The 26,480-nt window shown below is 73.1% G+C and carries 32 protein-coding genes and 1 riboswitch; of the genes, 10 read left to right on the forward strand and 22 right to left on the reverse strand.

The window, feature by feature from the left end; genetic code table 11:
• Nucleotides 1–26: 26 nt before the first annotated feature.
• Together GSF22_RS03200 and GSF22_RS03205 are read right to left on the reverse strand one after the other, a co-directional pair.
• Nucleotides 27–725: a class I SAM-dependent methyltransferase gene (locus tag GSF22_RS03200; protein ID WP_208811202.1), complete on the reverse strand. Its 699-nt coding sequence runs from the start codon at nucleotides 723–725 to the stop codon at nucleotides 27–29.
• 118 nt (nucleotides 726–843) lie between these two features.
• The gene (locus tag GSF22_RS03205; RefSeq protein WP_244365948.1) at nucleotides 844–1,776 is read right to left on the reverse strand and encodes a hypothetical protein; all 933 of its coding nucleotides are present in this window, start codon (nucleotides 1,774–1,776) and stop codon (nucleotides 844–846) included.
• Between the two features lie 216 nt (nucleotides 1,777–1,992).
• Here GSF22_RS03205 and GSF22_RS03210 point away from each other — a divergent pair, with 216 nt between their 5' ends.
• Nucleotides 1,993–2,244: a hypothetical protein gene (locus GSF22_RS03210; protein ID WP_208811203.1), complete on the forward strand. Its 252-nt coding sequence runs from the start codon at nucleotides 1,993–1,995 to the stop codon at nucleotides 2,242–2,244.
• 97 nt (nucleotides 2,245–2,341) lie between these two features.
• Here the strand turns inward: GSF22_RS03210 and GSF22_RS03215 are convergent, their stop codons facing one another.
• The gene (locus GSF22_RS03215) at nucleotides 2,342–2,971 is read right to left on the reverse strand and encodes an MBL fold metallo-hydrolase (RefSeq protein ID WP_208811204.1); all 630 of its coding nucleotides are present in this window, start codon (nucleotides 2,969–2,971) and stop codon (nucleotides 2,342–2,344) included.
• On the reverse strand, nucleotides 2,971–4,056 hold the full coding sequence (locus tag GSF22_RS03220) for an S-(hydroxymethyl)mycothiol dehydrogenase (protein WP_208811205.1): 1,086 nt from the start codon (nucleotides 4,054–4,056) through the stop codon (nucleotides 2,971–2,973). Before GSF22_RS03220 ends, GSF22_RS03215 begins: the two co-directional genes overlap by 1 nt.
• Nucleotides 4,057–4,261: 205 nt before the next feature.
• Here GSF22_RS03220 and GSF22_RS03225 point away from each other — a divergent pair, with 205 nt between their 5' ends.
• Genes GSF22_RS03225 through GSF22_RS03235 form a run of 3 tightly spaced genes read left to right on the forward strand, consistent with a single transcriptional unit; the run spans nucleotide 4,262 to nucleotide 6,446 of the window.
• Nucleotides 4,262–4,975, forward strand: coding sequence for a FadR/GntR family transcriptional regulator (locus GSF22_RS03225; RefSeq protein WP_208811206.1), 714 nt, complete (start codon nucleotides 4,262–4,264; stop codon nucleotides 4,973–4,975).
• Nucleotides 4,972–5,799, forward strand: coding sequence for a sterol desaturase family protein (locus GSF22_RS03230; protein WP_208811207.1), 828 nt, complete (start codon nucleotides 4,972–4,974; stop codon nucleotides 5,797–5,799). The genes GSF22_RS03225 and GSF22_RS03230 overlap by 4 nt, the downstream gene beginning before the upstream one ends.
• On the forward strand, nucleotides 5,796–6,446 hold the full coding sequence (locus GSF22_RS03235) for a lysoplasmalogenase (protein ID WP_208811208.1): 651 nt from the start codon (nucleotides 5,796–5,798) through the stop codon (nucleotides 6,444–6,446). Before GSF22_RS03230 ends, GSF22_RS03235 begins: the two co-directional genes overlap by 4 nt.
• A 45-nt stretch (nucleotides 6,447–6,491) precedes the next feature.
• Here GSF22_RS03235 and GSF22_RS03240 read toward each other — a convergent pair whose 3' ends face one another.
• The gene (locus GSF22_RS03240) at nucleotides 6,492–7,682 is read right to left on the reverse strand and encodes a chorismate-binding protein (protein ID WP_208811209.1); all 1,191 of its coding nucleotides are present in this window, start codon (nucleotides 7,680–7,682) and stop codon (nucleotides 6,492–6,494) included.
• A 123-nt stretch (nucleotides 7,683–7,805) separates the two neighbouring features.
• On the opposite strand from GSF22_RS03240, the gene GSF22_RS03245 reads away from it, so the two are divergent.
• Nucleotides 7,806–8,006: a DUF5999 family protein gene (locus tag GSF22_RS03245; protein WP_091659995.1), complete on the forward strand. Its 201-nt coding sequence runs from the start codon at nucleotides 7,806–7,808 to the stop codon at nucleotides 8,004–8,006.
• A 129-nt stretch (nucleotides 8,007–8,135) separates the two neighbouring features.
• On the opposite strand, the gene gcvP is transcribed toward GSF22_RS03245, so the two are convergent.
• The 14 genes from gcvP to GSF22_RS03315 all read right to left on the reverse strand — a co-directional run bounded on the left by gcvP (nucleotide 8,136) and on the right by GSF22_RS03315 (nucleotide 21,109).
• Nucleotides 8,136–10,955 (reverse strand): aminomethyl-transferring glycine dehydrogenase, encoded by a 2,820-nt coding sequence (gcvP, locus tag GSF22_RS03250; protein ID WP_208811210.1) that lies wholly within the window; start codon nucleotides 10,953–10,955, stop codon nucleotides 8,136–8,138.
• Between the two features lie 78 nt (nucleotides 10,956–11,033).
• Nucleotides 11,034–11,131: riboswitch (glycine riboswitch) on the reverse strand.
• An 80-nt stretch (nucleotides 11,132–11,211) separates the two neighbouring features.
• Entirely contained in the window at nucleotides 11,212–12,114 is a 903-nt protein-coding gene (locus GSF22_RS03255; RefSeq protein ID WP_208811211.1) for an NAD-dependent protein deacetylase, read from the reverse strand.
• 143 nt (nucleotides 12,115–12,257) lie between these two features.
• Nucleotides 12,258–12,830 carry a MerR family transcriptional regulator gene (locus GSF22_RS03260; RefSeq protein WP_208811212.1) on the reverse strand — a complete coding sequence of 191 codons (573 nt, stop codon included), beginning with the start codon at nucleotides 12,828–12,830 and terminating at the stop codon, nucleotides 12,258–12,260.
• A 195-nt stretch (nucleotides 12,831–13,025) separates the two neighbouring features.
• Complete coding sequence (locus GSF22_RS03265) at nucleotides 13,026–13,490, reverse strand: bifunctional nuclease family protein (protein WP_208811213.1); 465 nt, start codon at nucleotides 13,488–13,490, stop codon at nucleotides 13,026–13,028.
• Between the two features lie 176 nt (nucleotides 13,491–13,666).
• Complete coding sequence (gene ftsR / locus GSF22_RS03270) at nucleotides 13,667–14,371, reverse strand: transcriptional regulator FtsR (protein WP_208811231.1); 705 nt, start codon at nucleotides 14,369–14,371, stop codon at nucleotides 13,667–13,669.
• Between the two features lie 50 nt (nucleotides 14,372–14,421).
• Nucleotides 14,422–14,874 carry an oxoglutarate dehydrogenase inhibitor Odhl gene (gene odhI, locus GSF22_RS03275; protein WP_208811214.1) on the reverse strand — a complete coding sequence of 151 codons (453 nt, stop codon included), beginning with the start codon at nucleotides 14,872–14,874 and terminating at the stop codon, nucleotides 14,422–14,424.
• Between the two features lie 211 nt (nucleotides 14,875–15,085).
• Complete coding sequence (gcvH, locus tag GSF22_RS03280; RefSeq protein WP_208811215.1) at nucleotides 15,086–15,466, reverse strand: glycine cleavage system protein GcvH; 381 nt, start codon at nucleotides 15,464–15,466, stop codon at nucleotides 15,086–15,088.
• A gap of 67 nt (nucleotides 15,467–15,533) precedes the next feature.
• Nucleotides 15,534–16,595, reverse strand: a complete 1,062-nt coding sequence (locus GSF22_RS03285) for a DUF881 domain-containing protein (RefSeq protein ID WP_208811216.1) — start codon at nucleotides 16,593–16,595, stop codon at nucleotides 15,534–15,536.
• An 11-nt stretch (nucleotides 16,596–16,606) separates the two neighbouring features.
• Nucleotides 16,607–16,939, reverse strand: a complete 333-nt coding sequence (locus GSF22_RS03290) for a small basic family protein (RefSeq protein WP_007071104.1) — start codon at nucleotides 16,937–16,939, stop codon at nucleotides 16,607–16,609.
• Nucleotides 16,936–17,931, reverse strand: a complete 996-nt coding sequence (locus GSF22_RS03295) for a DUF881 domain-containing protein (protein ID WP_208811217.1) — start codon at nucleotides 17,929–17,931, stop codon at nucleotides 16,936–16,938. The genes GSF22_RS03290 and GSF22_RS03295 overlap by 4 nt, the downstream gene beginning before the upstream one ends.
• A complete protein-coding gene (locus tag GSF22_RS03300; protein ID WP_439957733.1) occupies nucleotides 17,928–18,563 on the reverse strand; it encodes a CDP-alcohol phosphatidyltransferase family protein in 636 nt (211 codons plus the stop codon). Before GSF22_RS03300 ends, GSF22_RS03295 begins: the two co-directional genes overlap by 4 nt.
• A 330-nt stretch (nucleotides 18,564–18,893) precedes the next feature.
• Nucleotides 18,894–19,283: a DUF2267 domain-containing protein gene (locus GSF22_RS03305; RefSeq protein WP_208811219.1), complete on the reverse strand. Its 390-nt coding sequence runs from the start codon at nucleotides 19,281–19,283 to the stop codon at nucleotides 18,894–18,896.
• Between the two features lie 96 nt (nucleotides 19,284–19,379).
• Complete coding sequence (locus GSF22_RS03310) at nucleotides 19,380–19,847, reverse strand: MarR family winged helix-turn-helix transcriptional regulator (protein WP_208811220.1); 468 nt, start codon at nucleotides 19,845–19,847, stop codon at nucleotides 19,380–19,382.
• A 20-nt stretch (nucleotides 19,848–19,867) separates the two neighbouring features.
• Nucleotides 19,868–21,109: a PP2C family protein-serine/threonine phosphatase gene (locus GSF22_RS03315; RefSeq protein WP_208811221.1), complete on the reverse strand. Its 1,242-nt coding sequence runs from the start codon at nucleotides 21,107–21,109 to the stop codon at nucleotides 19,868–19,870.
• 348 nt (nucleotides 21,110–21,457) lie between these two features.
• Between GSF22_RS03315 and GSF22_RS03320 the strand changes: the two genes are divergently transcribed.
• The 3 genes from GSF22_RS03320 to GSF22_RS03330 all read left to right on the forward strand — a co-directional run bounded on the left by GSF22_RS03320 (nucleotide 21,458) and on the right by GSF22_RS03330 (nucleotide 23,175).
• Nucleotides 21,458–22,336 carry a universal stress protein gene (locus GSF22_RS03320; protein WP_208811222.1) on the forward strand — a complete coding sequence of 293 codons (879 nt, stop codon included), beginning with the start codon at nucleotides 21,458–21,460 and terminating at the stop codon, nucleotides 22,334–22,336.
• Nucleotides 22,337–22,497: 161 nt separating this feature from the next.
• Nucleotides 22,498–22,707 (forward strand): phosphatidylethanolamine-binding protein, encoded by a 210-nt coding sequence (locus tag GSF22_RS03325; RefSeq protein WP_208811223.1) that lies wholly within the window; start codon nucleotides 22,498–22,500, stop codon nucleotides 22,705–22,707.
• A 3-nt stretch (nucleotides 22,708–22,710) separates the two neighbouring features.
• Nucleotides 22,711–23,175, forward strand: a complete 465-nt coding sequence (locus GSF22_RS03330) for a hypothetical protein (protein WP_208811224.1) — start codon at nucleotides 22,711–22,713, stop codon at nucleotides 23,173–23,175.
• A gap of 6 nt (nucleotides 23,176–23,181) precedes the next feature.
• On the opposite strand, the gene GSF22_RS03335 is transcribed toward GSF22_RS03330, so the two are convergent.
• Nucleotides 23,182–23,382, reverse strand: a complete 201-nt coding sequence (locus GSF22_RS03335) for a hypothetical protein (RefSeq protein ID WP_208811225.1) — start codon at nucleotides 23,380–23,382, stop codon at nucleotides 23,182–23,184.
• 131 nt (nucleotides 23,383–23,513) lie between these two features.
• Between GSF22_RS03335 and GSF22_RS03340 the strand changes: the two genes are divergently transcribed.
• Nucleotides 23,514–24,167: a hypothetical protein gene (locus tag GSF22_RS03340; RefSeq protein ID WP_208811226.1), complete on the forward strand. Its 654-nt coding sequence runs from the start codon at nucleotides 23,514–23,516 to the stop codon at nucleotides 24,165–24,167.
• A 53-nt stretch (nucleotides 24,168–24,220) separates the two neighbouring features.
• Here GSF22_RS03340 and GSF22_RS03345 read toward each other — a convergent pair whose 3' ends face one another.
• Complete coding sequence (locus GSF22_RS03345) at nucleotides 24,221–24,412, reverse strand: hypothetical protein (protein WP_439957734.1); 192 nt, start codon at nucleotides 24,410–24,412, stop codon at nucleotides 24,221–24,223.
• A 66-nt stretch (nucleotides 24,413–24,478) separates the two neighbouring features.
• Nucleotides 24,479–25,780, reverse strand: coding sequence for a hemolysin family protein (locus GSF22_RS03350; protein WP_208811227.1), 1,302 nt, complete (start codon nucleotides 25,778–25,780; stop codon nucleotides 24,479–24,481).
• Nucleotides 25,781–25,862: 82 nt separating this feature from the next.
• On the opposite strand from GSF22_RS03350, the gene GSF22_RS03355 reads away from it, so the two are divergent.
• On the forward strand, nucleotides 25,863–26,480 hold a 618-nt coding region (locus GSF22_RS03355), incomplete at its 3' end, for an SRPBCC family protein (RefSeq protein ID WP_208811228.1).

A 26,480-nucleotide genomic window follows, 5' to 3' on the forward strand; every position in this document is an offset into this window, starting at 1 on the left:
GACGAGGTCCGGGGCGGTACGGGCGGTCAGCCGCGCTCGGCCTCCACCGCCCAGGCCGGCAGGGCGACCCGGCCCCGCTCGTCGGTGACCACGTCGATCTTCTCCTGCCGGAAGAACTCCCCGGCGTACTCGTTGACCAGGTAGCTGTCCCGGCGCAGGCCGGTGATGGTCCAGCCGGCGGCGCCGAGTTCGTCGCGGATGATCTGCTCGGTGATCCGGTAGACCCCGGGCAGGTCGGTGGGGAGCTGGTCGGAGAAGCAGGCCAGGGTCAGCTTCGCGCCGGGCCGGGATACCCGGTGCAGCGCGGTGAGGTAGCGCGCCCGGTGGTCGGCGTCGAGCACGTCGTACAGGGCGCTGTCGAGCACCGAGTCGAACCGGCCGTCGTACCCGGCGAGGCTGGTCGCGTCGGCGACCGCGAACTCGACCGTCGCCCCCTGGGCGGCGGCCCGCTTGGCGGCCCACTCCACGGCGGTCGGCGCGCCGTCGACACCGGTCACCTGGTAGCCCCGCTCGGCCAGGTAGATGGCGTTGTCACCGAGGCCGCACCCGGCGTCGAGCACCGCACCGGAGAACCGGCCGGCCTGCTCGGCCGCCACCACGATGGGCTGGGCGGCGCTGATGTCCCACGGCACCGCGCCGAAGGTCATGCCCTCCACCGGGGACGACCCGGTGTAGAAGGCCTCGAATCCCGCCAGATAGTCCTCCGACGGTGGGGTAGCGGTCATGACGATCTCCTTGCTGACCGGTTGGCGTCGATGCGAGCGTTTGTACCGCAGGTCAGGGCGGCAAATCGGACACCTGACAGGGAGCCGTCGAACTTTCCCCGACGGCTCCCGGCGCCGGTCAGTTGTACGGCATGGTCGGGAACCAGCCGTACCCGAAGATGGCCGGTACCCGCAGGTCCCAGTAGACGACGGTGAACACCCCGAGGGCGATGGTCAGCGATCCGGTGACCACGGCGGTGCGGCTCGGGCTCTCCGCCAACCAGTGCATTACCCGACCCCGGCTGACCAGCACGACCAGGGCGAAGAGCACGGTGACGATCACGACGTTGCCCAGGGACTGGAGCACGAAGGCACCGGCGCCGTAGAGCGGGTTGCCGGTGTCGGCGGCCCAGTGGAACAGCTTGTTGAACAGCGGGTACGGCCGGCCGATGAGGAACCCGCCGATCAGCGCGCCCAACGTCACGACCCGGGCGACCGGGCGGTGGGCGAAGACGTCCGGCAGGACACCCAGCGCCGCCAGACCGAGGTAGATCAGGGCCAGGCCGATCAGCCCGAAGACCACCGAGGACTGGATGATCCGCACCGGCATGCCGTCGACCGTCCCGGTGGACAGCTGCGGCAGCCGGTCGCCCAGCAGGACCCCGACGAAGCCGTACGCCGCGGAGACCACCACCATGCCGAGGGTCAGCCAGCCCACCGGGCGCAGCAGCATCCGCAGCGGGTCCGGCCGCCGGCCCGCCTGACCGGCCTGGCTCATCGGGCCGACCGAGGCGACCATCGCGATGTTGCAGGCGGTGAAGGTACCGGCCAGCCCGGAGACGAACGCGAAGACCAGCCCGGCGCCGGTACCGGCGATCGCGGTGCCCTTCGCGTCGTGGCCGAGCAGGGCGTTGGCCACGTTGTCGCCGATCACCGAGTCGACGAAGTGGTACGACCACAGGATCGCCAGGGCTGTCCCGGCGAGCACACTGAACAGCACCACCCGGCCGGTACGGGGTGGCCGCTCCGGCTCGACGGAGATCGGCGGGCTCGCGTTGCGCATCGTGCTCATGTCGCACCTACCCTGTCGCGTCGAAATGGCATCGGAGCAGGTCAGCGTCGACTACCTACCGCCGCTGACCCGTCGACAGCGAGTGTGGCAGCATGATCCGGTCGGGAATTATCGCGAATTGCGGTTGCGTCCGGGCTGTTCGTCCCCCGGACGGGCGCCGTACCCGGACGCCGAACGGCTGAGGCGCCGCCGTCGGTGGCAGGGAAGGATGAAAGAATGAATGTCCTCTTCCTCGGCGGCCCGTGGCACAACCAGCGCCACGAGGTGACCCCCGCCCGCCTGGCTTCGGCACTGCGTTCCCTGCCCACCCACTTCACCGTCCCGGTGGCCGCGGAGCACGCGAGGACCACCGACCCGGCCGCGCCCGCGCACAGCCACGTCACCTACACCCGCCGGTACGCGCGGTCGAACGGCGAGCGCCTGCCGGTCTACGTCGCCCCCGGCTACCAGGGGCCACCCCGGGCCTGACCCCGGACCGGGTCGGCCGGGGCGGTACGGACCGCTGCCCGACCGGGGGCGGGAGAGCGGCACGAAACCGTCTCCCGCCCCCGGTCGGGCGCACCGTTCAGTGGCCCCGGCTGATCCACTCGTCGAGGTGCGGGGCCTCCCGGCCGATGGTGGTGCTGTCCCCGTGGCCGGTGTGCACGGTCGTCTCCGGGGGCAGGGTGAGCAGCCGCTCCCGGATCGAGCCGATGATGGTGCCGAAGTCGCTGTACGAGCGACCGGTGGCGCCCGGACCACCGGCGAAGAGCGTGTCACCGGTGAACACCGCGCCCAGCCCGGGGGCGTGGAAGGAACAGGCACCGGGACTGTGCCCCGGCGTGTGCAGCACCGTCAGGGCGGTACCGGCGACCTCGATCCGCTGGCCGTCGGCCAACTCGCCCGCCGGTGGGGTGTCCGGGTGGACCATGTCCCACAGCACCCGGTCGGCGGGGTGCAGCAGCACCGGGGCGCCGGTCGCGGCGGCGAGCTGCGGGGCGACGCGGACGTGGTCGTCGTGGGCGTGGGTGGCGAGGATCGCGGTGACCCGCCGTCCACCCACGGTACGCAGGATCGCGTCCACGTCGTGCGGGGCGTCGACCACCACGCACTCCACGTCGTCGCCGACCACCCAGACGTTGTTGTCCACGTCGAAGGTCTGCCCGTCGAGGGAGAAGGTGCCGGAGGTGACGGTGTGGTCGACCCGGGCCGGCATCAGAACACCACCACCGAGCGGAGCACGTCCCCGTGGTGCATCCTGGTGAACGCCTCCTCGACCTGGTCCAGGGCGATCTCCTCGCTGACGAAGGCGTCCAGGTCGAGCCGCCCCTGGAGGTACAGCTCGGTCAGCAGGGGGAAGTCCCGGCTGGGCAGGCAGTCGCCGTACCAGCTCGACTTCAGGGCCCCGCCGCGCCCGAAGACGTCCAGCAGCGGCAGGTCGACGGTCATCTGCGGGGTCGGTACGCCGACCAGCACGACCGTACCGGCCAGGTCGCGGGCGTAGAACGCCTGCTTCCAGGTCTCCGGTCGACCGACCGCGTCGATCACCACGTCGGCGCCGAACCCGCCGGTGGCCGCCCGGATCGCCTCGACCGGGTCCTCGGCGGAGGCGTTCACGGTGTGCGTGGCGCCGAACTTCCGGGCCCAGTCGAGTTTGCGGGCGTCGGTGTCCACCGCGATGATCGTCGTCGCGCCGGCCAGGGCCGCGCCGGCCACCGCCGCGTCGCCGACCCCGCCGCAGCCGATCACCGCCACCGAGTCGCCCCGGGTGACCTGACCGGTGTTCATCGCCGCGCCGAGCCCGGCCATCACGCCGCAGCCGAGCAGGCCGACGGCGGCCGGCCGGGCCGCCGGGTTGACCTTGGTGCACTGTCCGGCGTGGACCAGGGTCTTCTCGGCGAACGCGCCGATACCCAGGGCCGGTGAGAGCACCGTACCGTCGGTGAGGGTCATCTTCTGGGCGGCGTTGTGGGTGGCGAAGCAGTACCAGGGCCGACCCCGCCGGCAGGCCCGGCAGGTGCCGCAGACCGCCCGCCAGTTGAGGACCACGAAGTCGCCGGGTGCGACGTCGGTGACGCCGTCGCCGACCTGTTCCACGATGCCGGCCGCCTCGTGGCCGAGCAGGAACGGGTACTCGTCGTTGATCCCGCCCTCCCGGTAGTGCAGGTCGGTGTGGCAGACGCCGCAGGCCTGGACGCGGACCACCGCCTCCCCCGGCCCCGGATCGGGTACCACGATGGTGGTCACCTCCACCGGCGCGCCCTTGGCCCGCGACACGACTCCCCGGACTTGCTGGCTCACGGCACTCCTCCTTCTGCGCCCGTCGCCCGCACGGCTGCTGTCTCGCCGTGGCCGGTACGCCGGTCACGCATGGTCCCTGCGGCGAACCTACCTGCCACGGTCCGGTGCGGACCCACCCGACGCCGGACCCGCGCCCGACGCCCTGATCAGACAGACTGGTCCAACCAGTTGACGGGCTGATGTGTGGCCCGTCACACTGCTCGCCATGAACCTGCGTCCCGTCCCCCGCAGCTCGGTCTCCGACCACGTCTTCGGCCAGTTGCGCGACGCCATCGTCAGCGGCACGTATGCCCCCGGCGACCCGTTGCCCAGCGAACGGGAGCTGGGCGCGGTCCTCACCGTCAACCGGCACGCCGTACGCGAGGCGCTGCGCCGGCTCCAGCAGCTCGGCCTGGTCCGGGTCAGTCAGGGCGGCGCCACCCGGGTACTCGACTGGCGGGTGCACGCCGGACTCGACCTGGCCATGTCGCTCACCCAGGTCGACGAGGTGCTGCCGATCGACACCCTGGTCCGCGACGTCCTGGAGATGCGGGCCTGCATCGGCACCGACGCGGCCCGGCTCTGCGCGCTGCGGGCCGACCCGGCCACCCGGGCGGCGGTCACCGGGGCGGTCACCGGGTACGTCGGGGCGGCCCCCGACCTGGACCGGATGGACCAGGCCAACATCGCCCTGTGGCGGCAGATCGTGCAGGGCAGCGGCAACACCGCCTACCTGCTGGCCTTCAACAGCCTGGTCGGTGGCGCGCTGGCGGTCGGCCGGGTGCCGCCGCAGCGCCGTACCGCCGAACTGCTCGACACCGCCGGGCACCGCCGGTTGGCCGCGCTGATCGCCGACGGCGACGGCGACGGCGCCGCCGGGCAGGCCCACACGCTGCTCACCGCCCCCGTCACCGCCGCCACCGAACGGACCCGGACATGATCCCCGCCGTGCTCTACGCCGTCCCCGCGTTCCTGCTGCTGATCACCATCGAAGCACTCTGGTACCGGTACCGGCCGACCGACGACGAACGCGGCTACGAGGTCCGCGACACCGTCACCAGCCTCTCCATGGGCGCCGGCAGCCAGGTCGTCGGCGTGCCGTGGAAGCTGCTGACCGTGCTGGCCTACGCCGGCCTCTACACCGTCGCCCCGGTGCAGCTCTCCCCCACCAGCGTGTGGACCTGGGTGCTGCTGTTCCTCGCCGACGACCTGGCCTACTACTGGTTCCACCGGTCGCACCACGAGGTACGCCTGTTGTGGGCCGGGCACGTGGTGCACCACTCCAGCGTCTTCTTCAACCTCTCCACCGCGCTGCGGCAGAGTTGGACGCCGGTGACCTCGATACCGTTCTGGCTGCCCCTGGCCCTGCTCGGCATCCCACCCTGGATGATCTTCCTCCAGCAGTCGGTCAGCCTGCTGTACCAGTTCTTCCTGCACACCGAGCGGGTCCGTACGCTGCCCCGGCCGGTCGAGTGGTTGTTCAACACCCCGTCGCACCACCGGGTCCACCACGGCGCGAACCCCGAGTACCTCGACCGCAACTACGGCGGCATCCTGATCGTCTGGGACCGGCTCTTCGGCACCTTCGAGCCCGAACGCGCCCCGGTCCGGTACGGCCTGACCAAGAACATCGACACCTACAACCCGCTGCGGGTGGCCACCCACGAGTACCTCTCGATCTGGGCGGACGTCCGCGCCACGGACCGGTGGCGACACCGCCTCGGCTACCTGCTGGGCCGTCCGGGTTGGCAGCCGGTCCGATGACCGTGCTGGTGCTGTTCGCGGTGGTCGCCGCGGTCGAACTGGTCGGCGTCGGCTTCGACCTCACGCTGGTGCAGTGGCTGGCCAAGCCGCTGCTGGCACCACTGCTGCTGCTCTGGTGGTGGCAACGCCGACGTCGGATGGATCCGGTCGCGGTGGGGTTGGTCTTCGCCACCGCCGGGGACGTGGCGCTGCTGATCGACTCGCCGGTGGCGTTCCTGGTGGGGATGGGCTTCTTCCTCGGTACGCAGCTCAGCTTCCTCACCGCGTTCCTGCGGCGTCGGCGTCCCCCGCTGCCGGTGTTCGTCGGGTACCTGGCGCTGTGGGCGCTGCTCAACGTGCTGCTGTGGAGCCGGCTCGGGCCGCTGCGGCTACCCATCCTCGGCTACAGCCTCGCCCTGACCGCGATGGCCGCCGCAGCGGTCGGCATCGGTCGTCGGGTCGCCGTCGGCGGGGCCCTGTTCCTCGTCTCCGACCTGCTGATCGGTCTCGGCGCGGCCGGGCTGACGCTACCGGCCCAGGGGCTGCTGGTGATGTCCACCTACATCGCCGCGCTGCTGCTGATCACCACCGGCTGGGCGGCGACGACGGATGACCCGGTCCCCGGACCGGCGCACGCCCCCTCCGGGCCGGCCGGCGGAGGTCGTTAGCAGGGGCCCCTTCCTATACCGGAAACGATAGGAAGGGGCCCTTCCTTACCGGAGGAGGGTGCGCAGCGGGGCGGCCTTGGCCCGGGCCTCGGCCACCTCGGCGGCCGGGTCGCTGCCCCAGGTGATGCCGCCACCGGCCCAGACGTGCAGCCGGTCGCCGTCGGCTGCGGCGGTGCGGATGGTCAGGCCGAGGTCCAGCCGGCCCGGCCCGACCCAGCCCAGCGCTCCCATCGCCGCGCCCCGACCGACCGGTTCCAGGGCGGCGATGTGCCGTAGCGCGGACAGCTTGGGCGCTCCGGTCACCGAGCCGCCGGGGCAGACCGCGCGGAGCAGGTCGGCCAGGCCGAGCCCGTCGGCCGGGGACGCGGAGACGGTGGACTCCGCCTGCCACAGGTCACACCAGCGGCGTACCGCGTAGAGGTCGTCCACCCGCACCGAACCGGTACGCGCCACCCGGGCCAGGTCGTTGCGTTCCAGGTCGACGATCATGATGTGTTCGGCGCGTTCCTTGGTGGAGGCGAGCAGTTCGGCCCGACCGGCCGGGGTGGCCGGCCGGGTGCCCTTGATCGGTCGGGTGACCAGCCGCCCGTCGACCAGTTCGACCAGCGTCTCCGGGGAGGCGCAGCCGATGGCCCAGCCGGCACCGGCGAGGGTGCCGCCGTACCGGGCGCCGGGTAGTCCGCCGAGCCGGGCCAGCACCGGCAGCGGGTCGCCCCGGTACGGCGCGGCGGCGTGCCCGACCACGTTGACCTGGTAGATGTCGCCCCGGGCGATGGCGGTCCGGGCCGCGTCGACGGCGGCGGCGTGCTGCTGTGCGGTCCAACTCGGCTGCCACGGCCCCCGCCACCACCCGTCGGGTCCCGGAGGAGCCGACGGGTGGTGGCGGGGGCCGTGTCCGTAGACGATCACCGCCACGTCCGGTACACCGGCCGCCGGGCTCGGTGCGCCGGGCGGGGCGTCGACCAGCACCGCCCCGGCGGCGGCGGAGACGAACAGCGCGGCGCCGCAGGGGCCGTCCCCGTGCCGTCGGGGGTCGCCGGGGCGCGCCAGGTCGGTCACCGGCAGGTCGTGGGTGGACAGGAACTGCTCGATCAGCGTGGCCGGGTCACCCGGGTCGCCCAGGCGCCACTCGAACCGGTCCCGTTCCAGGAGGGAGTCGGCACAGGAGCCGGGCGCGGCGGGTACGCTCACCCGGCGTGGGAGCGCTTCCACACCGACCGGACCATGACCCATCATCCGTTCAGTCGATTTCCGGCGTACCGGTCGGGAAGCTGCTCGATGGAGCGCACTTCGGCTTGGTACTGTGCGTCACTGGTCATGTGAACCATGACACAGTGCCCCCACAGTCCGGAGAACCCGATGTGCCAGCACCTACCCACCTGCCCCTCCGCCGACGCGACCGACCGCGAGGCCGCCCGCGTCATCGCATGCTTCCCTGAGCAGGGCTGGAGCCTGCTCTGTAACGGTGTCATCGTCTTCGAGGACACCGGCGAGCTGCTACCCGACGGCAGCAGCATCGCACCGCACCGGGGCCCCGCCCGGCACGCACTCGTAGCCTGATCGTCGCTGTCAGTAGCACCTTCCCGGTGCCGAGCACAGGCTAGTACCCCACCTCGGGGCCGCCGCCCACCGGTCGGCGCGGCCCCACCTGCCGGGGCGGCACGTCCCGCCCCGGCACGGTCCGACGGCTCAGTCCTCGAACGCCTCGGGGGACGGGCAGGAGCAGACCAGGTTCCGGTCGCCGTACGCGCCGTCGACCCGACGGACCGGCGCCCAGTACTTCCCGGCCGGCGCCACGCCCGGCGGGTAGGCCGCCACCGACCGCGGGTACGGGTGCGACCAGGAGTCCGCGCTGACCATGGCCGCCGTGTGCGGCGCGTTGGACAGCGGGTTGTCCCCCGCCGGCCACTCCCCGGAGCCGACCCGGTCGATCTCGCCCCGGATCGCGATCATCGCCTCGCAGAACCGGTCCAGTTCGGCCAGGTCCTCACTCTCGGTCGGCTCCACCATCAACGTGCCGGCCACCGGGAAACTCATCGTCGGCGCGTGGAACCCGTAGTCGATCAGGCGCTTCGCCACGTCGTCCACGCTCACCCCGGTCGCCTTGGTCAACGGCCGCAGGTCGAGGATGCACTCGTGCGCCACCAGGCCCTTGTTGCCGGCGTAGAGCACCGGGTAGTGGCCCCGCAGCCGGGCCGCCACGTAGTTGGCCGCCAGCACGGCCACCCCGGTCGCCCGGGTCAGCCCCTCGGCGCCCATCATCCGCAGGTACGCCCACGGGATCGGCAGGATGCCCGCCGACCCGTACCGGGCCGCCGAGATCGCCGGCCGGTCACCCGAGGCGGCCAGCGGGTCACCCGGCAGGAACGGCGCCAGGTGGGCGCGGACCGCCACCGGCCCGACCCCGGGGCCACCACCACCGTGCGGGATGCAGAACGTCTTGTGCAGGTTCAGGTGCGACACGTCGGCACCGAACCGGCCCGGCTTGGCGAACCCGACCAGCGCGTTCAGGTTCGCCCCGTCGACGTACACCTGCCCGCCCGCGTCGTGCACCTTCGCGCAGAGCGAGGCGATCCCGGTCTCGTACACCCCGTGCGTCGACGGGTAGGTGACCATGATCGCGGCCAGCGCGTCCCGGTGCTTTTCGATCTTGGCGTCCAGGTCGACCAGGTCGACGTTGCCGTCGGCGTCACAGCCGACCACCACCACCCGCATCCCCGCCATCACCGCGCTGGCCGCGTTCGTACCGTGCGCCGACGACGGGATCAGGCAGACGTCCCGGTGCGCCTCGCCGCGACTACGGTGGTACGCCCGGATCGCCAGCAGCCCGGCCAGCTCCCCCTGCGAACCGGCGTTGGGCTGCACGCTCACCGCGTCGTACCCGGTCACCTCGGCCAGCCACCGCTCCAGGGAGGCGATCAGCTCCCGGTAACCGGCGGTCTGCCCGTCCGGGGCGAGCGGGTGGATGTGCGCGAACTCCGGCCAGCTCACCGGCTCCATCTCGGTGGTGGCGTTGAGTTTCATCGTGCACGACCCCAACGGGATCATGCCCCGGTCCAGCGCGTAGTCGGCGTCGGACAACCGGCGCAGGTAGCGCAGCATCGACGTCTCGGAGTGGTGGCTGCGGAACACCGGGTGGGTGAGGAAGTCGCCGCTGCGGGCCAGATCGGCGGGCAACGCCGGGTCGACCGCACCGGTGAACTCCGGTACGCCGAAAGCCGCCCACACCGCCGTCAGGTGCCCGGCGGTGGTGGTCTCGTCACAGGACACCCCGACCCGGTCCGCGTCCACCAGGCGCAGGTTCACCCCACGCTGCTCGGCCGCCGCGACCACCTCGACCGCCCGACCCGGCACCGTCGCGGTGACCGTGTCGAAGAACGGCACGTCGGCGACCCGCACCCCGCCGGCGCGCAGCCCGGCCGCGAGCCGCGCCGCCATCGTGTGGGTACGCCGGGCGATCGCCCGCAGGCCGTCCGGGCCGTGGTAGACCGCGTACATGCTGGCCATCACCGCGAGCAGCACCTGGGCGGTGCAGATGTTGCTGGTCGCCCGTTCCCGACGGATGTGCTGCTCCCGGGTCTGCAACGCCAACCGGTACGCCGGGTTGCCGTCGACGTCCCGGGAGACCCCCACCAGCCGGCCGGGCAGCATCCGCTCCAGACCGGAACGGACCGCCAGATAGCCGGCGTGCGGGCCGCCGAAGCCCATCGGCACCCCGAACCGCTGGGTGGTACCGGCCGCGATGTCGGCGCCGATCTCCCCCGGCGGACGCAGCAGGGTCAACGCCAGCAGGTCGGCCGCGACGGTGACCAGGGCACCGGCGGCGTGCGCCGCGTCGACCAGCGCCCCGTGGTCACGGACCGCCCCGGACGCCCCCGGGTACTGCACGTGCAGGCCGAAGAACTCCCCGGGCAGCGCCTCCCGGTCCAGGTCCACCACCCGCACCTCGATGCCGAGCGGTTCGGCCCGCCCGGTGAGCACCGCGATCGTCTGCGGCAGGGTGTCGGCGTCGACGACGTACACCGGGCTCTTGGTCTTCGACGCCCGCCGGGCCAGGGTCATCGCCTCGGCTGCGGCGGTGCCCTCGTCGAGCATCGACGCGTTGGCCGTGGCCAGCCCGGTCAGGTCGGTCACCATGGTCTGGAAGTTCAGCAGCGCCTCCAGCCGGCCCTGGCTGATCTCCGGCTGGTACGGCGTGTACGCCGTGTACCAGGCCGGGTTCTCCAGCACGTTACGCCGGATCACCGCCGGGGTGTGCGTACCGTGGTAGCCCAGACCGATCATGGAAACCGCGACGGTGTTCCGCGCGGCGAGCGCCCGCAGCTCCCGGATCGTCTCCTCCTCGCTGGCTGCGGGGGGCAGGTCGAGGGTGCCGTGCCAGCGGATCACCTCGGGAATGGCCGCGTCCATCAGCTCGTCGATCGAGCTGTAGCCGACGGTGTCCAGCATCTGCCGCTCACTGTCGGCATCCGGGCCGATGTGGCGGGCGGCGAAGTCATCAACGGTCATTGGGCGGCTCCCCGGAGCGAGGTCGACAGGTCGGCCTCCCCCTCTGTCGCCGCCCCGCGCGGGGGTGCTCCACAGTGCCCTGCCCACGCGGTCCTTCTGCCTGAGAGGTTCCGGGGAGGATTTGCCCCTTCGGCGCCGCCCGCGCCGCCGCGGACGGTCTCTCCCGCGTGGGTGATACCGGCACCCCCAACGCTACCAGCGTGCCGGATAACCGCAGCCCGGGTACCCCGACCGCCGTCGTACGGACCGTCCGTGCTCAGACCGCCACGGTGGCAGCACCGACGGCCACCGAACCGGCCGGGACGGCCCCACCGCCCGGTCCTGCCGCAGCGCCGACGGTGAGCCGTCGGGCCAGTTCGGGCAGGACCTCCCCGAGTGGCGCGTCGACGGTGAAGGCCGCGTACCCGTCACCCCGGGTGGCCCCCTGGTTGACGATCACCACCGGCACCCCGGTCTTCGCGGCCCGGAGCACGAACCGTCGCCCGGACATGACCGTCAACGACGAACCGAGCACCAGCAGCAGCCGGGCCTGCTCGACCCGGGCGAAACAGTCCGCGACCCGGGGCGCGGGCACCGTCTCGCCGAAGAAGACCACGTCGGGCTTGAGCATCCCGCCGGAGCAGATCCCGCAGTCCACCACCCGGAACCCGGCCACGTCCGCGTCGGCGAGATCCACGTCACCATCCGGGTTCACCGCCGTGGCCCGGGCGTCGAAATCCGGGTTGGCCTGCCGCAACCGCAGGTCCAACTCCTCCCGGGAGGTCAGGTTGCCGCAGGTCAGACAGACCACCCGGTCCAGCGAACCGTGCAGCTCCACCACCGAGGGACTCCCGGCGGCCTGGTGCAGGCCGTCGACGTTCTGCGTCACCACACCGTCCACCAGCCCCCGGTGCTGCAACCCGGCAACGGCCCGGTGGCCGGCGTTCGGCGTGGCCCGGGCGATCGTCCGCCAACCCAGGTGGCTACGTGCCCAGTAGCGGCGCCGGGCCAGTGGGTCGCGGGTGAAGGTCTGGTACGTCATCGGGGTGTGCCGCCGCGCGGCACCGCTGGGCCCCCGGTAGTCCGGGATGCCCGAGTCGGTGGAGAGCCCGGCGCCGCTGAGCACCACCACTCCACCGCCGGCGACCAGCCCGGTCAGGTCGTCGATCCGTTCCGTCACCCGTCAAGACTGCCTCAACGGGGCACCCGGCGCCCAGCCGTGTGCCCGACGCCCCCACCGGCGACCGACGTCAAACCGGGCCCGCCGCACGGCGCCCGTGAGCGGCGTCGAGCGCTGCCCGCGGCGGGCGTCCGTGACCGGCGTCAACCCGCCCGGCGGCGGGCCCGACGGGCGGCCAGCTCGTCCTCGACGGCGCCACCACCGATCGCCGGCACCTCGGCCGGCGCCGCCGGCTCCGCCGGCAGATGCGACAGCGAGCCCTCGATCTCCTTGAACGCGCCACCGATGGCGATGCCGAACACCCCCTGGCCGCCCTGCAACAGGTCGACCACCTCCTCCGGGGACCGGCACTCGTACACCGTGGTGCCGTCCGAGATCAGCGTGATCCCGGCCAGGTCACCCACCCCCCGCGACCGCAACGCCTCGATCGCCTTACGGATGTTCTGGAGGGACACCCCCGCGTCGAGCAGCCGCTTGACGACCTTCAGCACCACCAGGTCGCGGAACGAGTAGAGTCGCTGCGTCCCGGAACCCGACGCATCACGGACACTCGGGACGACCAGCCCGGTCCGTGCCCAGTAGTCCAACTGGCGGTAACTGATCCCGACCGCGCTGCACGCGGTGACGCCGCGATATCCGACCGTGTCGTCGTCGGTGACGGTCCCGGTGTGGCGGTGCTCCAACCTACCCGGATCAGGGTCCAACGGCTCGTTCATCCGGACAACCTCCCCGCCCGTGCGGTTACACGCCGATTGCGGCGACGTGCACCCCTCGATACCGCAACCCTAACCCCGGGGTGGGCAGCAAGCTGGGAGGAAGCCTCGCGACACGCCGCAGCACCACCCGGACATCCACCGAACGTCACGGACGGTAACCATCGTGCGGGACCTCCCACCGACGGGACGAACGGGTCAGCCGGCGAAGTCCTCCGGCCGGACCTGCTCCAGGAACTCCCGGAACTTCTCCACCTCGTCCTCCTGCTCGTCAGGAATGACGATGCCCGCCTCGGTCAGCACCTGCTCGGCACAACGGATCGGCGCACCCACCCGCAACGCCAACGCGATCGAGTCACTCGGCCGGGCGGAGATCCGCAAACCGTCGCCGATCAGCAGATCCGCGTAGAACACGTTCTCCTTCAACTCGGTGATCTCCACCGCCCGCAGCGGCGCCTCCAGCGCCGCCAGGATGTCCCGCAACAGGTCGTGGGTCAGTGGCCGTGCCGGCTTGACACCCTGCTGTTCATAGGCGATCGCCGTGGCTTCCACCGCACCGATCCAGATCGGCAGGTAGCGGTCGCCCTCGACCTCCCGCAACAGGACGATCGGCTGATTGCTCGGCAGCTCCACCCGAACCCCGACCACGCTCAGCTCGCGCACCGCCGCCTCCGTGTCGTTGTCTTCTCCGCCGCACCGCACCCTTCCCTGCACGGTACACGGGCCGCGAGACAGTCGTCCCGCACGCGTCGGCCCGCTGGCCGTACCGGAAAGGGTCTCCCCCGGAAAGCGTACGGCACACCTCCGGGGGAACGATCTCCCCGCCGGAGCCGACCGCCTCAGCGACCCAACGCCGACCGCAGACCCACCCGGATCAGCGCCGCGTGCAACTGCTGCGACAACGCGGCCAACTCCCGGCCGGTCTCCGCCGCCCGGGCCCGCGCCGCCGGGTCGTTCTGCCGGGCCAACGGGGCGATCAGCTGGGCGAAGAGCCCCACCTCCCGGTCCGCCGCCGTCCGGTAGCCCCGCAGGTGCCTCGGCTCCAACCCGTACGCCGCCAACCCGGCCACCGCCTGCGCGATGATCAACGCATCGCCGTCGTACCAGCCGGGCGGACTGGACACCAGGATGCCCAGCCGCTCCAACTCGCCCAACGTCGACTCGTTGATCCCGCTCCGCGCCACCAGCTCGGCGCGACCCAGCCGGACCTCCGCAGACTCGGCCGACGACTCGGCCGGGACCCGACCCGGCACCTCACCGCCCGGACCCACCGCCACCAACGCCGGCCGCTGCCGGCCCGGCGCACCACCGGTCGCATCGAGCTCGGCAAGCTGATCCCGGATCACCCGCAACGGAAGATAGTGGTCACGCTGCGCGGTCAACACGAACCGCAGGCGTGCCACATCCTCCCAGCTGTACTTCCGGTACCCGGCCGGCGTCCGCTGCGGTTCCACCAGCCCTTCGGCCTCCAGGAACCGCAACTTCGAGATGGTGGTGTCCGGGAACTCCACCCGCAGCTGCGCCAGTACCTCGCCGATACTCATCAGCGGCTGGGCCCGGGCGGCCACGGGCGGCGTCGCCGCCGCAGGCTCGTTCACCCCCGGCCGGCCTCCTCCTCGGGGCGCGGACCGGCGATGAAGACCACTCGGAACTTGCCGATCTGGACCTCGTCACCGTTGCTCAGCGTCGCCGCCTCGACCCGCTCCCGGTTGACATACGTACCGTTCAGGCTGCCCACGTCCCGCACCGTGAACGTCCCACCGTCACGGTGGAACTCGGCGTGCCGTCGGGACACCGTCACGTCGTCGAGGAAGATGTCACTGTCGGGGTGCCGGCCACTGGTGGTCACGTCGTGGTCGAGCAGGAACCGGGCGCCGGCGTTCGGACCCCGCCGCACCACCAGCAGTGCCATACCCGGCGGCAACGAACCGGACATCCGGCTCGGCACCACATCGGCATCCGGTCCTTCCAGTACCTCTTCGAGCGAACCGAGATTGAGCGTCGATGTGACGTCGAGCGGGGGGAACTCGTCGTCTGGCCGCGTCATTGGACCACCTCACGGATCTGTTCGGTCGGCGTCGGGTAGTGGCGGGTCTGGCCGCCGGGCGTTCTCACCCCCGGCGGCTGGCTCCCCGTGCCCTCACGGGCATTCCCGAAACGCGCGACTAATTGTTCTCGGTCGACTGGGCGAGCCTAGCCAGCGCCGAAATGGAGGGCAACCGGACGCGCGGAAAGAATCCGGCTTCCGGAATCCGCGCTCAGCTTTCGGTGAGACCCCGGTAGGCGTCCGCAGTCAGCAGGGCGTCCACCGCAGCCGGGTCGGCCGGCGTCAGCTCCAGCAGCCAACCCGCCCCGTACGGATCGGTGTTGATGCTCTCCGGGGCATCGGCAAGCTGCTCGTTGCGCGCCGTCACCGTACCGCTCAACGGCGCGTAGATCTCCGAGACGCTCTTGGTCGACTCGACCTCGCCCATCGAATCCCCGGCCGCCACCTCGGCGCCGACCTCGGGCAACTGGACGTAGACGATGTCGCCCAGGGCGTCCTGCGCGAAATGGGTGATGCCCACGCGCACGTTTCCACTGCCGTCAACCGCCACCCACTCGTGCTCGGCGGTGTATCGCAGGTCCTCAGGAATCACCAGTCGCGTCCTTCGTCATCGCACTGACCGTCCGTACGCCGATCCTCCACCGGCGCGGCCCGCACGGTCAGGAGACCGGTCGGGCGTGTTTCAACTCGGTCAGAGCGTGCACCGCCGAAACCTCAGCCGTCTCACGCTCCTCGACGATCACGTTACCGCCGTCGCCGTTGACCGACGCCACCACCCCGCCAGGTATGTTCAGCGCGGTCCGCATGGTCGCCGGATCACCGATCACGGTGATCGTGAACGGACCGGTCAGCCGACGCCCGTCGACGACGATCCCGCTCTCGTCCCGGGGCGGGTCGAGGAAGTACGTCGACGCGATGATCCGCACCGTGGCGCGGTCCCCACCGGAGATCTGCATCGCCTCGGCACCGGCACCGCGCAGCTCCTGGACCGCGTCGAGCAGGGTGGCCGCTCCCACCGCCCGGTTACCGCCGGTGAACCGCACCTCCAGTCCCGGACCGGTGGCCGGCAACGTACCGGCCAGGATGCCCATCTCGTCAGCCCGACGGGTGGCCTCCTCCAGGGCCGCCTTGCGCCCCTCGGCACCGGAGTTGAGCTGACGCTGGCTCTCCTCCAACGCACGGATGTCCTGCCGCAGCCGTTCCTCCTGCGACTCGAGGTCGGACAGGATCCGGACCAGGTCCTCCTGCCGGGTCGCGGCCAGCGTCGGATCGGTCGACGTGGTCTTCAGCTGCACCACCAACGTGAAGCCGAGCAACGCCAGCAGGACCGCGATCATCACGGTGGCCGAACTGACCCGACGCGGCGGCGGGGCCGCCGACGCCGTGCCCGACCCACCGGTCGGCGACGCCGGCTCGGGATCACCAGCCGGCTCCACTCCCCCGGTCGCCACAGCCGGACCGGCCCCGGCCACCGTCGCCGCACCGGCCGGCTCCGGCCCGACCGGACCACCCGGCCGGTCGGCATCGGGGACCGCCGGTTCCGCGTCGACCGGCGCCGGCCCCGCCGGGTGCACGACGGGATAGGCGGACAGGTCGACGGTGTCCCCCGGATCGTCCTGCGGCGGGGCCGGTACCCCGGCACCACCGGGCCCCTCGGGCGCACCCGTCGGGTCCGCCGGGTGCGGCCAGCCGGCACCCGCCTCGGTCTGCTTGTCAGTCATCGCCCGCCAACCTACGCCCGGAACAGGTGCCGACGGATCGCGGCCACGTTGCCGAAGATCCGCACACCGAGGACGACCACCACACCGGTGGAGAGCTGACCGCCCACCCCGAGCTGGTCGCCGAGGTAGACGATGAGCCCGGCCACCAGCACGTTCGAGATGAACGACACGACGAACTGCTTGTCGTCGAAGATCCGGTCCAGCTTCGCCCGTACCCCACCGAAGACCGCGTCCAGCGCGGCGACGACGGCGATCGGCAGGTACGGCTGGAGTGCGGCGGGCACCGTGGGGTCGAGGTAGACCCCGAGCACGACACCCGCGAGCAACGCGAGCACGGCGATCATCGGTTACCTCCAGAGGGACGGGTCGTGTCCGGCGTACCGGTCGGCGACGCGGCGGGGGCACTGCCACCGGGGGCGCCGCTGCCCGGGGCCGAGATGGTCGGGGGGACCACCGGCCGGGCGTAGCGTAGCTGCGGCCCGCCGGCAGCCGGCAGGGTGAGATCGTCGACGCCCCGCACCGCGAACGACAGGCCGTGCTCGGCCGAGACGTTGCGCATCAACCGGGCGGCGAGGCTGTCGTTGAACCGGTCCTCCAGCTCCTCCGGCCCGATCGCCGACACCTCGTACGGGCCGGTCACCGGGCGGTAGTCCACCAGGATCGCCCCGCCGGCGGCCCGGATGGTGGAGGTCGCGGTCAGCCGCTGGCCGTTGATCGCGACCGCCTCGGCACCGGCGCTCCACAGCCCGTTCGCGATCTTCTGGAGGTCGCTGTCGAGGACCCGGCCCAGGTTCGTACCACCCTGGCCGGTGACCGCGTCGGCCTTGGACGGGGCGTCGGCCACCCGCACCACGACGCCGTCCCCCCGGACCCGGGCCAGCCCGGTGACCGCCTCCAGATCCCGTAGCCGGGCCGCGTCGCTGCCGCTCAACGCGGCATCCCGCTGCCGGGCCACCTCGCCGCGCAGCGCGTCGGCCCGACGGGCCAACTCGCTGGTCTCGCCCTCCCGCTGCTTGATCTGCTCGACCAGGCCGGCCCGGGCCCGGCTGCGCTCCGGCTCCTCGGCGATTGTCTGCCGGTACGCGACGGCGAAGAGGAAACCGAGCACGAGCAGGGTGGCCACGGTCACCGACCGGATCGCGCCCCGCTGCCAGCCGGTCGGCCCGCCGACCCGGGCGCGCCGGGCCGCCGCCGCGGCGTAGCCGGGATCGAGTGGGTTGCGGAACAGTTCGGTGAGGAAGTCGGGGGTGTAGGTCCGCCCCGGACGCGGCCCGCCACCCGGGGCGTCGGCGGGGCGGGGCAGGCGCCCCTCCGGGCCGTCGATGGGCCCGGTCATGCCGCCGCCCGGCGCGCGGCCCGGACGAGCTGACCGGCCTGGATCACGTAGAACGCCCCGGCGACCCAGTAGAGAACCAGGCCCCACCAGGCCAGCCCCCAGCCGGTGGCCCCGGCGACCGTCGAGGCGGCCGGCACCGCCTTGGCCAGCAGCAGCAGCGGGAAGGCGGCCAGCAGGACGAAGGTGGCGGTCTTGCCCACGTAGTGCACCGGTGGTGGACCGTAGCCGTGCCGGCGGAGCACCAGCAGCGAGCCGAGCAGCAGCAACTCCCGGCCGAGCAGTGCGGCGGTGAACTGCCAGGGCACCACGTCCCGGGCGGTGAACGCGACCAGGGTGGCGAGGATGTAGAGCCGGTCGGCGAGCGGGTCGAGCAGTTCCCCGAGCCGGCTCACCTGGCGGAGGCGGCGGGCGATCCAGCCGTCGACCCAGTCGCTGGTGCCGCCGACCGCGAGCACCACGATCGCCGCGACGTCGGCCCGGGAGACCAGGAAGAGATAGAGGAAGAGGGGTACGCCCAGCAGCCGCGCGAAGCTGATCAGGTTGGGCAGGGTGAGGACCCGGTCGGCCCCGGAGGCGACGGCGGTGGCCCCGCCGGGCACGGTCTGGGTCGCCCGCGTCGACCGACGCGACACGGAACCTCCCTCCGCGTACGCGTCACGGCCCGACCGGCCCTGGGGGCCGCGGACCTGGGACAGGTCGTACGCGCTGCCGACCGGCTGTCGCCGGATCATCGTCCACTCCGGTCCCGGAGGACCGCCACCTGTACGCGACCGGTACCGCTGCCGCTGGGCTGTCGGCGGGCGGTCGCGTGGCCACTATATCCGGGCCCGGCCGGGTCCCTGCTGGTGCCGTTGCCCCGACGATCATCGGCGCCGACCGTCACCGCCCCTATGGCATCCTAGGAGGCTAGACTCTCCGGTGGGCGCCACGTCCCGCACCACCCGGCAACCGGCCGGCCGGAATCAGTCGCTGAGGACGGGCCGCCCGAAGAGCGCCGCGAAGCCGGCCGGCAGCCGGGTGAGCACGTCGTTCAGCTCACCCCCGGAGACCGCCTCCGCCACCGTGCTCAGTACCGCACCGGCGTCCCACTCGGCGGTCCGCTCGGTCGCCCCCACGCCGCTGGCCACCTGCGCCAGGAACTCCCGCACCCCGTAGCCCCGCGCGCCACCGGGACGGGCGGTCAGCCAGGCGCCGGCGGGCAACGGCAGCTGGGCGGCGAGATCCTCCGCCTCGTCGGGCCCCAGCCGCTGCGCCAGCACCCCCAGCACCTGCTGGATGACCCGCTCCGTCCCGGCCCGGTCGGGGTACTCGCCCCGTTCCCGTACCCGGGCCACGAACTCGTCGTACCGCATGGCCTGGTCCCCTCCGCTCACCCGCGCCGGCCGGCAGCCGACGGCTCCGCGCGGTTACCCCGGTCCGGGGTGAAGATGCCCCCACGGGCCGCCCGGTCAGGCGGTACGCGCGTCGGACGGGCTGTCGGCCGCGGTGGAGAGCTGGGCGGCCTGGCTGAACGCCAGCAGGGAGAGCAGCAGCTCGTGCTGGGCCCGGGCGGGCATCTGCTCCAGGACCGTCTGGACCGCCTGGTGCCGGCACCGCTTCAGCTCGGCCAGCAGGGTGCGGGCCGCGGTGGTGAGCATCAGGTGGACCTCCCGCCGGTCCCGGGGGTCGGCAACCCGGCGCAGCAACCCGGTGGCCTCCAGCCGGTCACAGAGCCGGCTGGCCGAGGAGGGGACCACGTTGAGCAGCTCGGCGAGACCGTTGACGTTGGTACCCGGTCGGGCACTGATCAGCGACAGCACCCGGAGCTGGGTGGGTGACACCGAGGACGCGTGCCGCGCGCCCGCCGTGTCGAGCACACCGATCAGCGCCTCGGCGGCGGCTTCGATCGCCGCGGCCAGATTCGGAGGTCGCTCCATCCGGTGTCCTCTGTGGTCGTTCAGTTCGTGCGCCCGCCGCCGGCACCGCCGGTCGACCGTCCACCGTCCCCGGTGGATCGGCTGGTCTCCGGGCTACCGCCCCTGCCGCCGCCACCGAACCAGTCGAGGCAGACCACCACCGCATCGTCACGCAGATCGACGCGGTCATGGTAGGCATGCAGCTCGCGTATCACCGTACCAACCGCCTCGGTGGCGGGCTGAAGGCATGCGGCCCGCATCGCCCGGGCCATGGCCCGCCGACCGTACGGCTCCCGGCCGCCCGGTTCGGCCGAGTACACCCCGTCGCTGACCACGAAGAGCCGGTCCCCCGGTTGCAGCAGCAGCTCCTGCACCTCGTACCGGGTCTCGGCGAACATGCCCAGCGGCAGCTGCTGCTCCAACCGCAGTGGCCGGACCGAGGTCCCCCGGACCAGCACGGCCCGGGGCGATCCCGCGTCGACCGCGCCGAGCCGGCCGGTGCGCACGTCCAGCTCCAGCAGCAGGGTCGCCACGTGCCGGCGGCCCCGGTACTGGGAGTAGATGGTGTCGGAGGCCAACTCGGCCTGCTCGACGAGCCCACCACCGGAGCGTCGGGCGTTGCGCATCGCGTTGACCGCCACCGAGGTCAGCAGGGACGCGCCCAGCCCGGTGCCGTCGCCGTTGAGGACGGTCACGCAGAGGTCGTCGCCGTTGATCGCCCAGTCGAAGTGGTCGCCGCCCACGGTGTACGCCGGTTCGAGCTGCCCGGCGAGCCGGTACGCCTCGTGCGCGGCGCTACGCCCGGGGAGCAGGTCCCACTGCATCTCGGCGGCCATGCTCAGCCGTTCCCGGCGACGGGTCCGCCGGTACCGGTCGGTGTCCCGGTCCGCCGCCCGCAGCGCGGTGGCCAGGTCGCCGGCGAGTTCCTGGGCCCGGCGCACCACCTCGGGGGACGGGGCGGTGGCGAAGTCGACCACCAGGACCCCGAGGCGTTCACCCCAGGCGGTCAGGGGGAGGTAGAGCAGGCAGCTATCGTCATCGCCGTGGGCCAGCACCTCCCGCTGGGCGCCGTAGCAGCGGTGGGCCGCGTCGACCGGGGTGTCGTCGTCCGGTCCCGCCGGCTGGCGTACCGGCCATAGTCCGGTGCTGCGGTAGTCGGCGAGCAGCACCTCCGCTCCCCGCGCGTCGAGCAGGACGCGTACCGTCCGGTCCGCGGCCTCCACCAGCATGTCCGGCGGGGCCTCCCGGAGCGCGCGCGCGAGCACGCCGGCGGCGTCCGACATCAGCTTCCTCCACTGCAATATTTGCTGTAGGGCAAGCATCATACGGTCGTCGGGAACGTGCCCGGCAGAGCGGTCGCCGTAACGGGAACCCCGGTCGTCGGGCCACCCGACGGGAAGGTCGCCGGACCGGGTCGGCACGCCGGCCGGCGACGGGGTGGGCGCGGCGGCGGCGCGCGGTCCGGCCCGGGTCCGCCCGGTGCCCCCACCCGGCGTGACCAGCGCCGATGGGCGGCGGGTCGGCCCGGCGTCGGCGACAGCGTACCCAGCACCGGTCGCACTGCGATACCGCCCCGCGACCCTGCGCAGCATGGTGATACTGGGCCGAACCGACGAGGCGGAGGTGCGGACGTGGACACGACGAACGCGGCGATCGTGGTCGGGGTCGACGGCTCCGAACCGGCCCTGCGGGCGGTGCGGCTGGCCGCCGCCGAGGCCGCCCGCCAGCACCGCCCCCTGCGGGTGGTGCACGCCTTCGTGTGGCCGCTGCTGCGGGTACCGGTGGGGCCGCCCCCGGGCGGCCCGCCCGGGTCCGGACTGCGGCACCAGGCCGAACGGGTGGTCGCCGAGTCGGTGGCGGCAGCCGAAGCGGCGGCCCCCGGGATCACGGTCACCAGCGAGATCGTCGACGGGGAGGCCGCCGCCGTGCTGCTCGGCCAGAGCCCACGGGCCACCCTGATCGTGATCGGTGACCGGGGGTTGGGCGGCTTCGGCTCGATGCTGCTCGGCTCGGTGGCGGTACAGGTCAGCGCGTACGCCGCCTGCCCCGTGCTGGTGGCCCGGGGGGCCGCCCGGTCGGACGGCCCGGTGGTGGTCGGGGTGGACGGCTCGCCCCGGTCCCGCGCGGCGGTGGCCTTCGCCGCCGACCAGGCCGCGTGGCGCGGCGCGGAGCTGGTGGCCCTGCACGCGTGGCGGTACCCGGCCTCCGAGGGACCCGGCGACATGCAGCCCCTGGTCTACGACGAACGTGAGGTCGACGACGAGGAGCGCCGTATCCTGGCCGAGTCGACCGCCGGGCTCGCCGAACGGTACCCGGAGGTGACCGTGACCCGACGCGTCGTCCGGGCCCGCCCGGCACGCGCCCTGGTGGAGGAGTCCCGCCGGGCGCAACTGGTCGTCGTCGGGGCGCGCGGTCTCGGCGGATTCGCCGCACTGGTCCTCGGCTCGGTCAGTCACACGGTGCTGCACCACAGCGACTGCCCGGTCGCGGTGCTCCGCCACGACAGGTGAGCCCGTCCCGGTGCTCCGCCAGGACAGGTGAGCCCGTCCCGGTGCTCCGCCACGACCTGGGCCCGCAGGCATGACCCGCACCGGGACGGGTAGACCCGGCAGGTACGCCACGACCCAACGCTGCGGGTACGCCAACCGCACCGCAGAGAGGGAGGCAGGTCATGCCAGGACCACGGCCGGGCAGTCGCGCGTACGACACCCAGCGCGCACACCTGCGGAAACTCGTCGAGAACTCCGGACGGGCCGCCGACGACGAAGCCAACGCGGTCGCCAACCGGCTGCTCCAGGAGAACTCCGAACAGCGCGGCGTGCTGCGCGGTGAACGGGGTCTCGGCCCCAAGGGGGAACGCGCGCCCGGCGAACGGCGCTGACCGGTGCGACGCGACGACCTGGTCGACGGCGCGCTGGCCGGCGCGGTGGGCAGCACCGTCCTCAACGCGCTGACCTTCGTGGACATGACGGTCCGCGCCCGGCCGGCGAGCGGTACCCCGGAGGAGACGGTCCGCCGGCTGGCCGACGCCACCCACGTGGACCTGGGGCCCGAGGACCGGGCGGCGAACCGCCGCTCGGGCCTCGGGCCGTTGCTGGGCTACCTGATCGGGGTGGGCGCGGGCGCGGTCTTCGCGGTGCTCGCCCGGGACCGGCGGGTACCGTTGCCGCTGGCCGTCGGCGCGCTCGGCGCCGGTGTGATGGTCGCCTCCAGCGGGTCGATGACGGTGCTCGGGGTGACCGATCCCCGGCGCTGGAGCCGCACCGACTGGCTGTCGGACATCGTGCCGCACCTGGCGTACGGGTACGCAGCCGCCGCCACCTGGCGACGGCTGCGTACCCGTGGTTGAGGGTGCTCAGCCGGACTCGTGCTCCTCGGCGTCCTCGGCCACCGGCTGGGCCGCCGGGCCGTACGGCGACACCTGACCCCGGGGCACCGGGCGCCCCCGCTCCGGCCGGGACGAGCGCGGGTGCCCGGACTCGCCGGGGCCCTTGCTGTCCTGCACCAGCGGGTTCTTCCCGTTGCGCCGCATCTCCATCTGCTGCACGTTCGTCATCGCCGTCTCCTTCCGGTTCGGGCCGCGCGCGTGCCTCGCGCACGCCTGCCGGTTACCCGTCCCCGCCGGGCCCATACCGGGCCGGCCCGGTCGGCGGGGCTAACCGGTCCCGGGCGGGGTATGACGACCAGATGGGCGACGACCGGCAACTGGTACGCACCCTGCTGGAGCGGCGGGGCCGCACGTACGCCGAGGAGGCCGGCATCCCGCTGGCCGACCGGCCCGCACCGCTGTACCAGCTCCTCGTGCTGGCCACCCTGCTCAGCACCCGGATCCGGGCACAGGTCGCGGTGGCCGCCGCCCGGGAACTCTTCCGGGCCGGCTTCCGCACCCCGCAGCGGATGGAGGCGGCCCGCTGGCAGGACCGGGTGGACGCGCTGGGACGTGGCCACTACCGCCGGTACGACGAACGGACCGCCACCATGCTCGGTACCGGCGCCCGGCTCTGTCTGGACCGGTGGCGGGGCGACCTGCGGCGGATGCACGCCGAGGTGGACGGCGATCCGGGCGGCCTGCGCCGGTCGCTGACCGCGTTCCCGGGCATCGGGCCGACCGGCGCGGACATCTTCCTGCGGGAGGCGCAGCAGGTCTGGCCCGACCTGCGCCCCTTCACCGACCGGCGGATGCTGGCCGGGGCCCACCGGCTGGGTCTGCCGGCCGAACCGGCGGCACTGGCCCGGCTGGTGCCCGGCCCCGACTTCGCCCGGTTCGCCTCGGCGCTGGTCCGGGTGGCCCTCGGTGAGGAGTCCGCCGGGGAGCTGAGCCGACTGGCCGCGAGCCGCTGACGACGCCAGGTCCGGCCGTCGCCTGGTCGCGCGCCGCCGACGAGGCGGACCGGTCAGCTGACCGGTTTGCCGCCGCCGCCGGGACGGGTGAGGTACCAGACGGCGAGCGCGGCACCGGCGGCGAGCAGCAGGACGGCGTTGGTGACCCGGCGCCCGTCGGCCGGTGCGCTGCCACCGGTGCCGAACCAGAGCACCGCCAGACCGGCCAGCACCGCCAGCACCGTGCGCAGACCTCGGTTACTCACGTCCGCCACGCTATCGACCGGGCCGGGGCGGAGGGTCCGGTCGGCGCAGGTTCCCCCGTCCGGGTCTCACCCGGCGTCTGCGGACCCGCCGTCCGGGTGGGCGGCGGTCACCCGCAGCCGGACCTGTCGGATCGCGTGTCCCTCCACCCGGACCACCTCGGCGCTGAACCCGGGCAACTGCACCCGCTCCCCCGGCCCGGTCGGCAGGTGTCCCAGCCGGGCCAGCAGCAGACCGGCGACGGTGGTGTACTCCCGGGGCAGCGGGAAGCCCAGTTCCACGCCGACGTCCGCGAGGTCGTGCAGCGGGAATCCGCCGGGCACCAGCAGCGACCCGTCGTCGTCCCGGGCCACCTGCCGGACGTCCCGGTCGGTCTCGTCGTACAACTCACCGACCACCTCCTCCAGCAGGTCCTCCATGGTGACCAGCCCGGCGGTGGTACCCCGCTCGTCCACCACCAGCGCCAACTGCTCGTGCCGCTGGCGCAGCTCCCGGATGGCCTCGGCCACCCGGAGCGTCTCCGGCAGGAACACCGCCGGACGGGCCCGGTCGGCGACCGCCCGACCGTCCGCCCCGACCAGGTCCCGGATGTGCACCAGCCCGAGAACGTCGTCCAGCCCGGCCGGTCCGGTCACCGGCGCCCGGGAGCGTCCGGTACCGGCCAGCCGCCGGACTGCCTCGTCCGTGGCGAGCCGACCGGGCAGGGTGGTCACCTCGTACCGGGGAACCAGGATCTCCCGGAGGGTACGGTCGGCGATCTCGAACGCCCCGCTGACGATCTCCCGCTGCTGGGGCGAGAGGTTGCGCTGGGTGGTGAGCAGTTCCCGCAGTTCGTCCTCGCTGGCCTCCTCCCGGGAGGCGTGCGGGTTGCCGCCGACCAGCCGGACCACCGCGTCGGTGGCCACGCTGAGCAGCCACACCGCCGGGCGGGCCAACCGGGCCAGCAGTTCGAGCGGACGTACGGCGAGCAGTCCCCACCGTTCGGCCCGCTGCATGGCCAGCCGCTTCGGTGCCAGCTCGCCGAGGACCAGGGTGATGAAGGTGAGGACCACGGTCACCCCGACGACCGCCGCCGGCTCGGCGGCCGTGCCCAGGAAACCGAGCGGGCCGACCAGCGGCTCGGCCAGGGACACCGCCGCCGCGGCCGAGGCCAGGAAACCGGCCAGGGTGATGCCGAGCTGGATGGTGGCCAGGAAGCGGTTCGGGTCCCGGGCCAGCCGGGCCAGCGCCCGCCCGGTCGGTGACCGCTGTGCCAACCGGCGCAACTGCCCCTCCCGCAGGGAGACCAGCGCCATCTCGGTACCGGACAGGGCGGCGTTGACCGCGACGAGGAACAGCACCAGCGCGATCCGCGCCCCGTAGCCGTCCACGCCCGTCCTCCTCCGCCACCTCCCTCCCGACACTTAACCAGGCCGGGGTGGCGCCGTGGCCGGATGGCCGTAAAGTCGCGCCGTGACCGAAATCCGGACCGCGATCGACTTCCGCCACCCGCCGGGTCGGGTGTGGCAGGCGCTGACCGACCGACGGTTGCTCGCCCAGTGGTTCGTCGAGGTGGAACCACTGGCCGACGGGACCCGCCCGCCCACCGACGGCCGGCCGGTCGGCCGGGGAGAGGCGGCCGGGCCCGCAGCGGCAGCCGATGACACTCTGCTGCTCCGTACCGGCGACCTGCCCGGTTTCACCGGACCCGCGCAGGTCCGGGTGATCGGCTGTCGGGAACCCCGGTCCCTGGTGCTGCGCTGGACCGAGCCGGACCGCAGCGGCCTGCTGGAGTGCACGCTGGACGCCACCACCGACGGCTGTCGGCTCGCGCTGCGGGAGACCCTGGAGGCCGGCGACTGGACCCCGGCGTACCGACGGCACCGCCAGGAGAGCTACCAGCAGGTGCTGACCAACCGGCTGCCGGCGGTACTGGACTGGCTGGCGTTCCGCGAGGTCGACCTCGCACCACCGACCGCCGGCGGCGCCACCCCGGTCACCCCGCCCGGCCCGGCGGCCCCACCGTGGCGCCGACCCGCAGTCGTCGCGGTGGCCGTCGGGGTACTGGTGGCCGGGCGGGGTGACCGGGGT

This window comes from Micromonospora echinofusca (genome assembly GCF_017614955.1).
Taxonomy (GTDB): domain Bacteria; phylum Actinomycetota; class Actinomycetes; order Mycobacteriales; family Micromonosporaceae; genus Micromonospora; species Micromonospora echinofusca_A.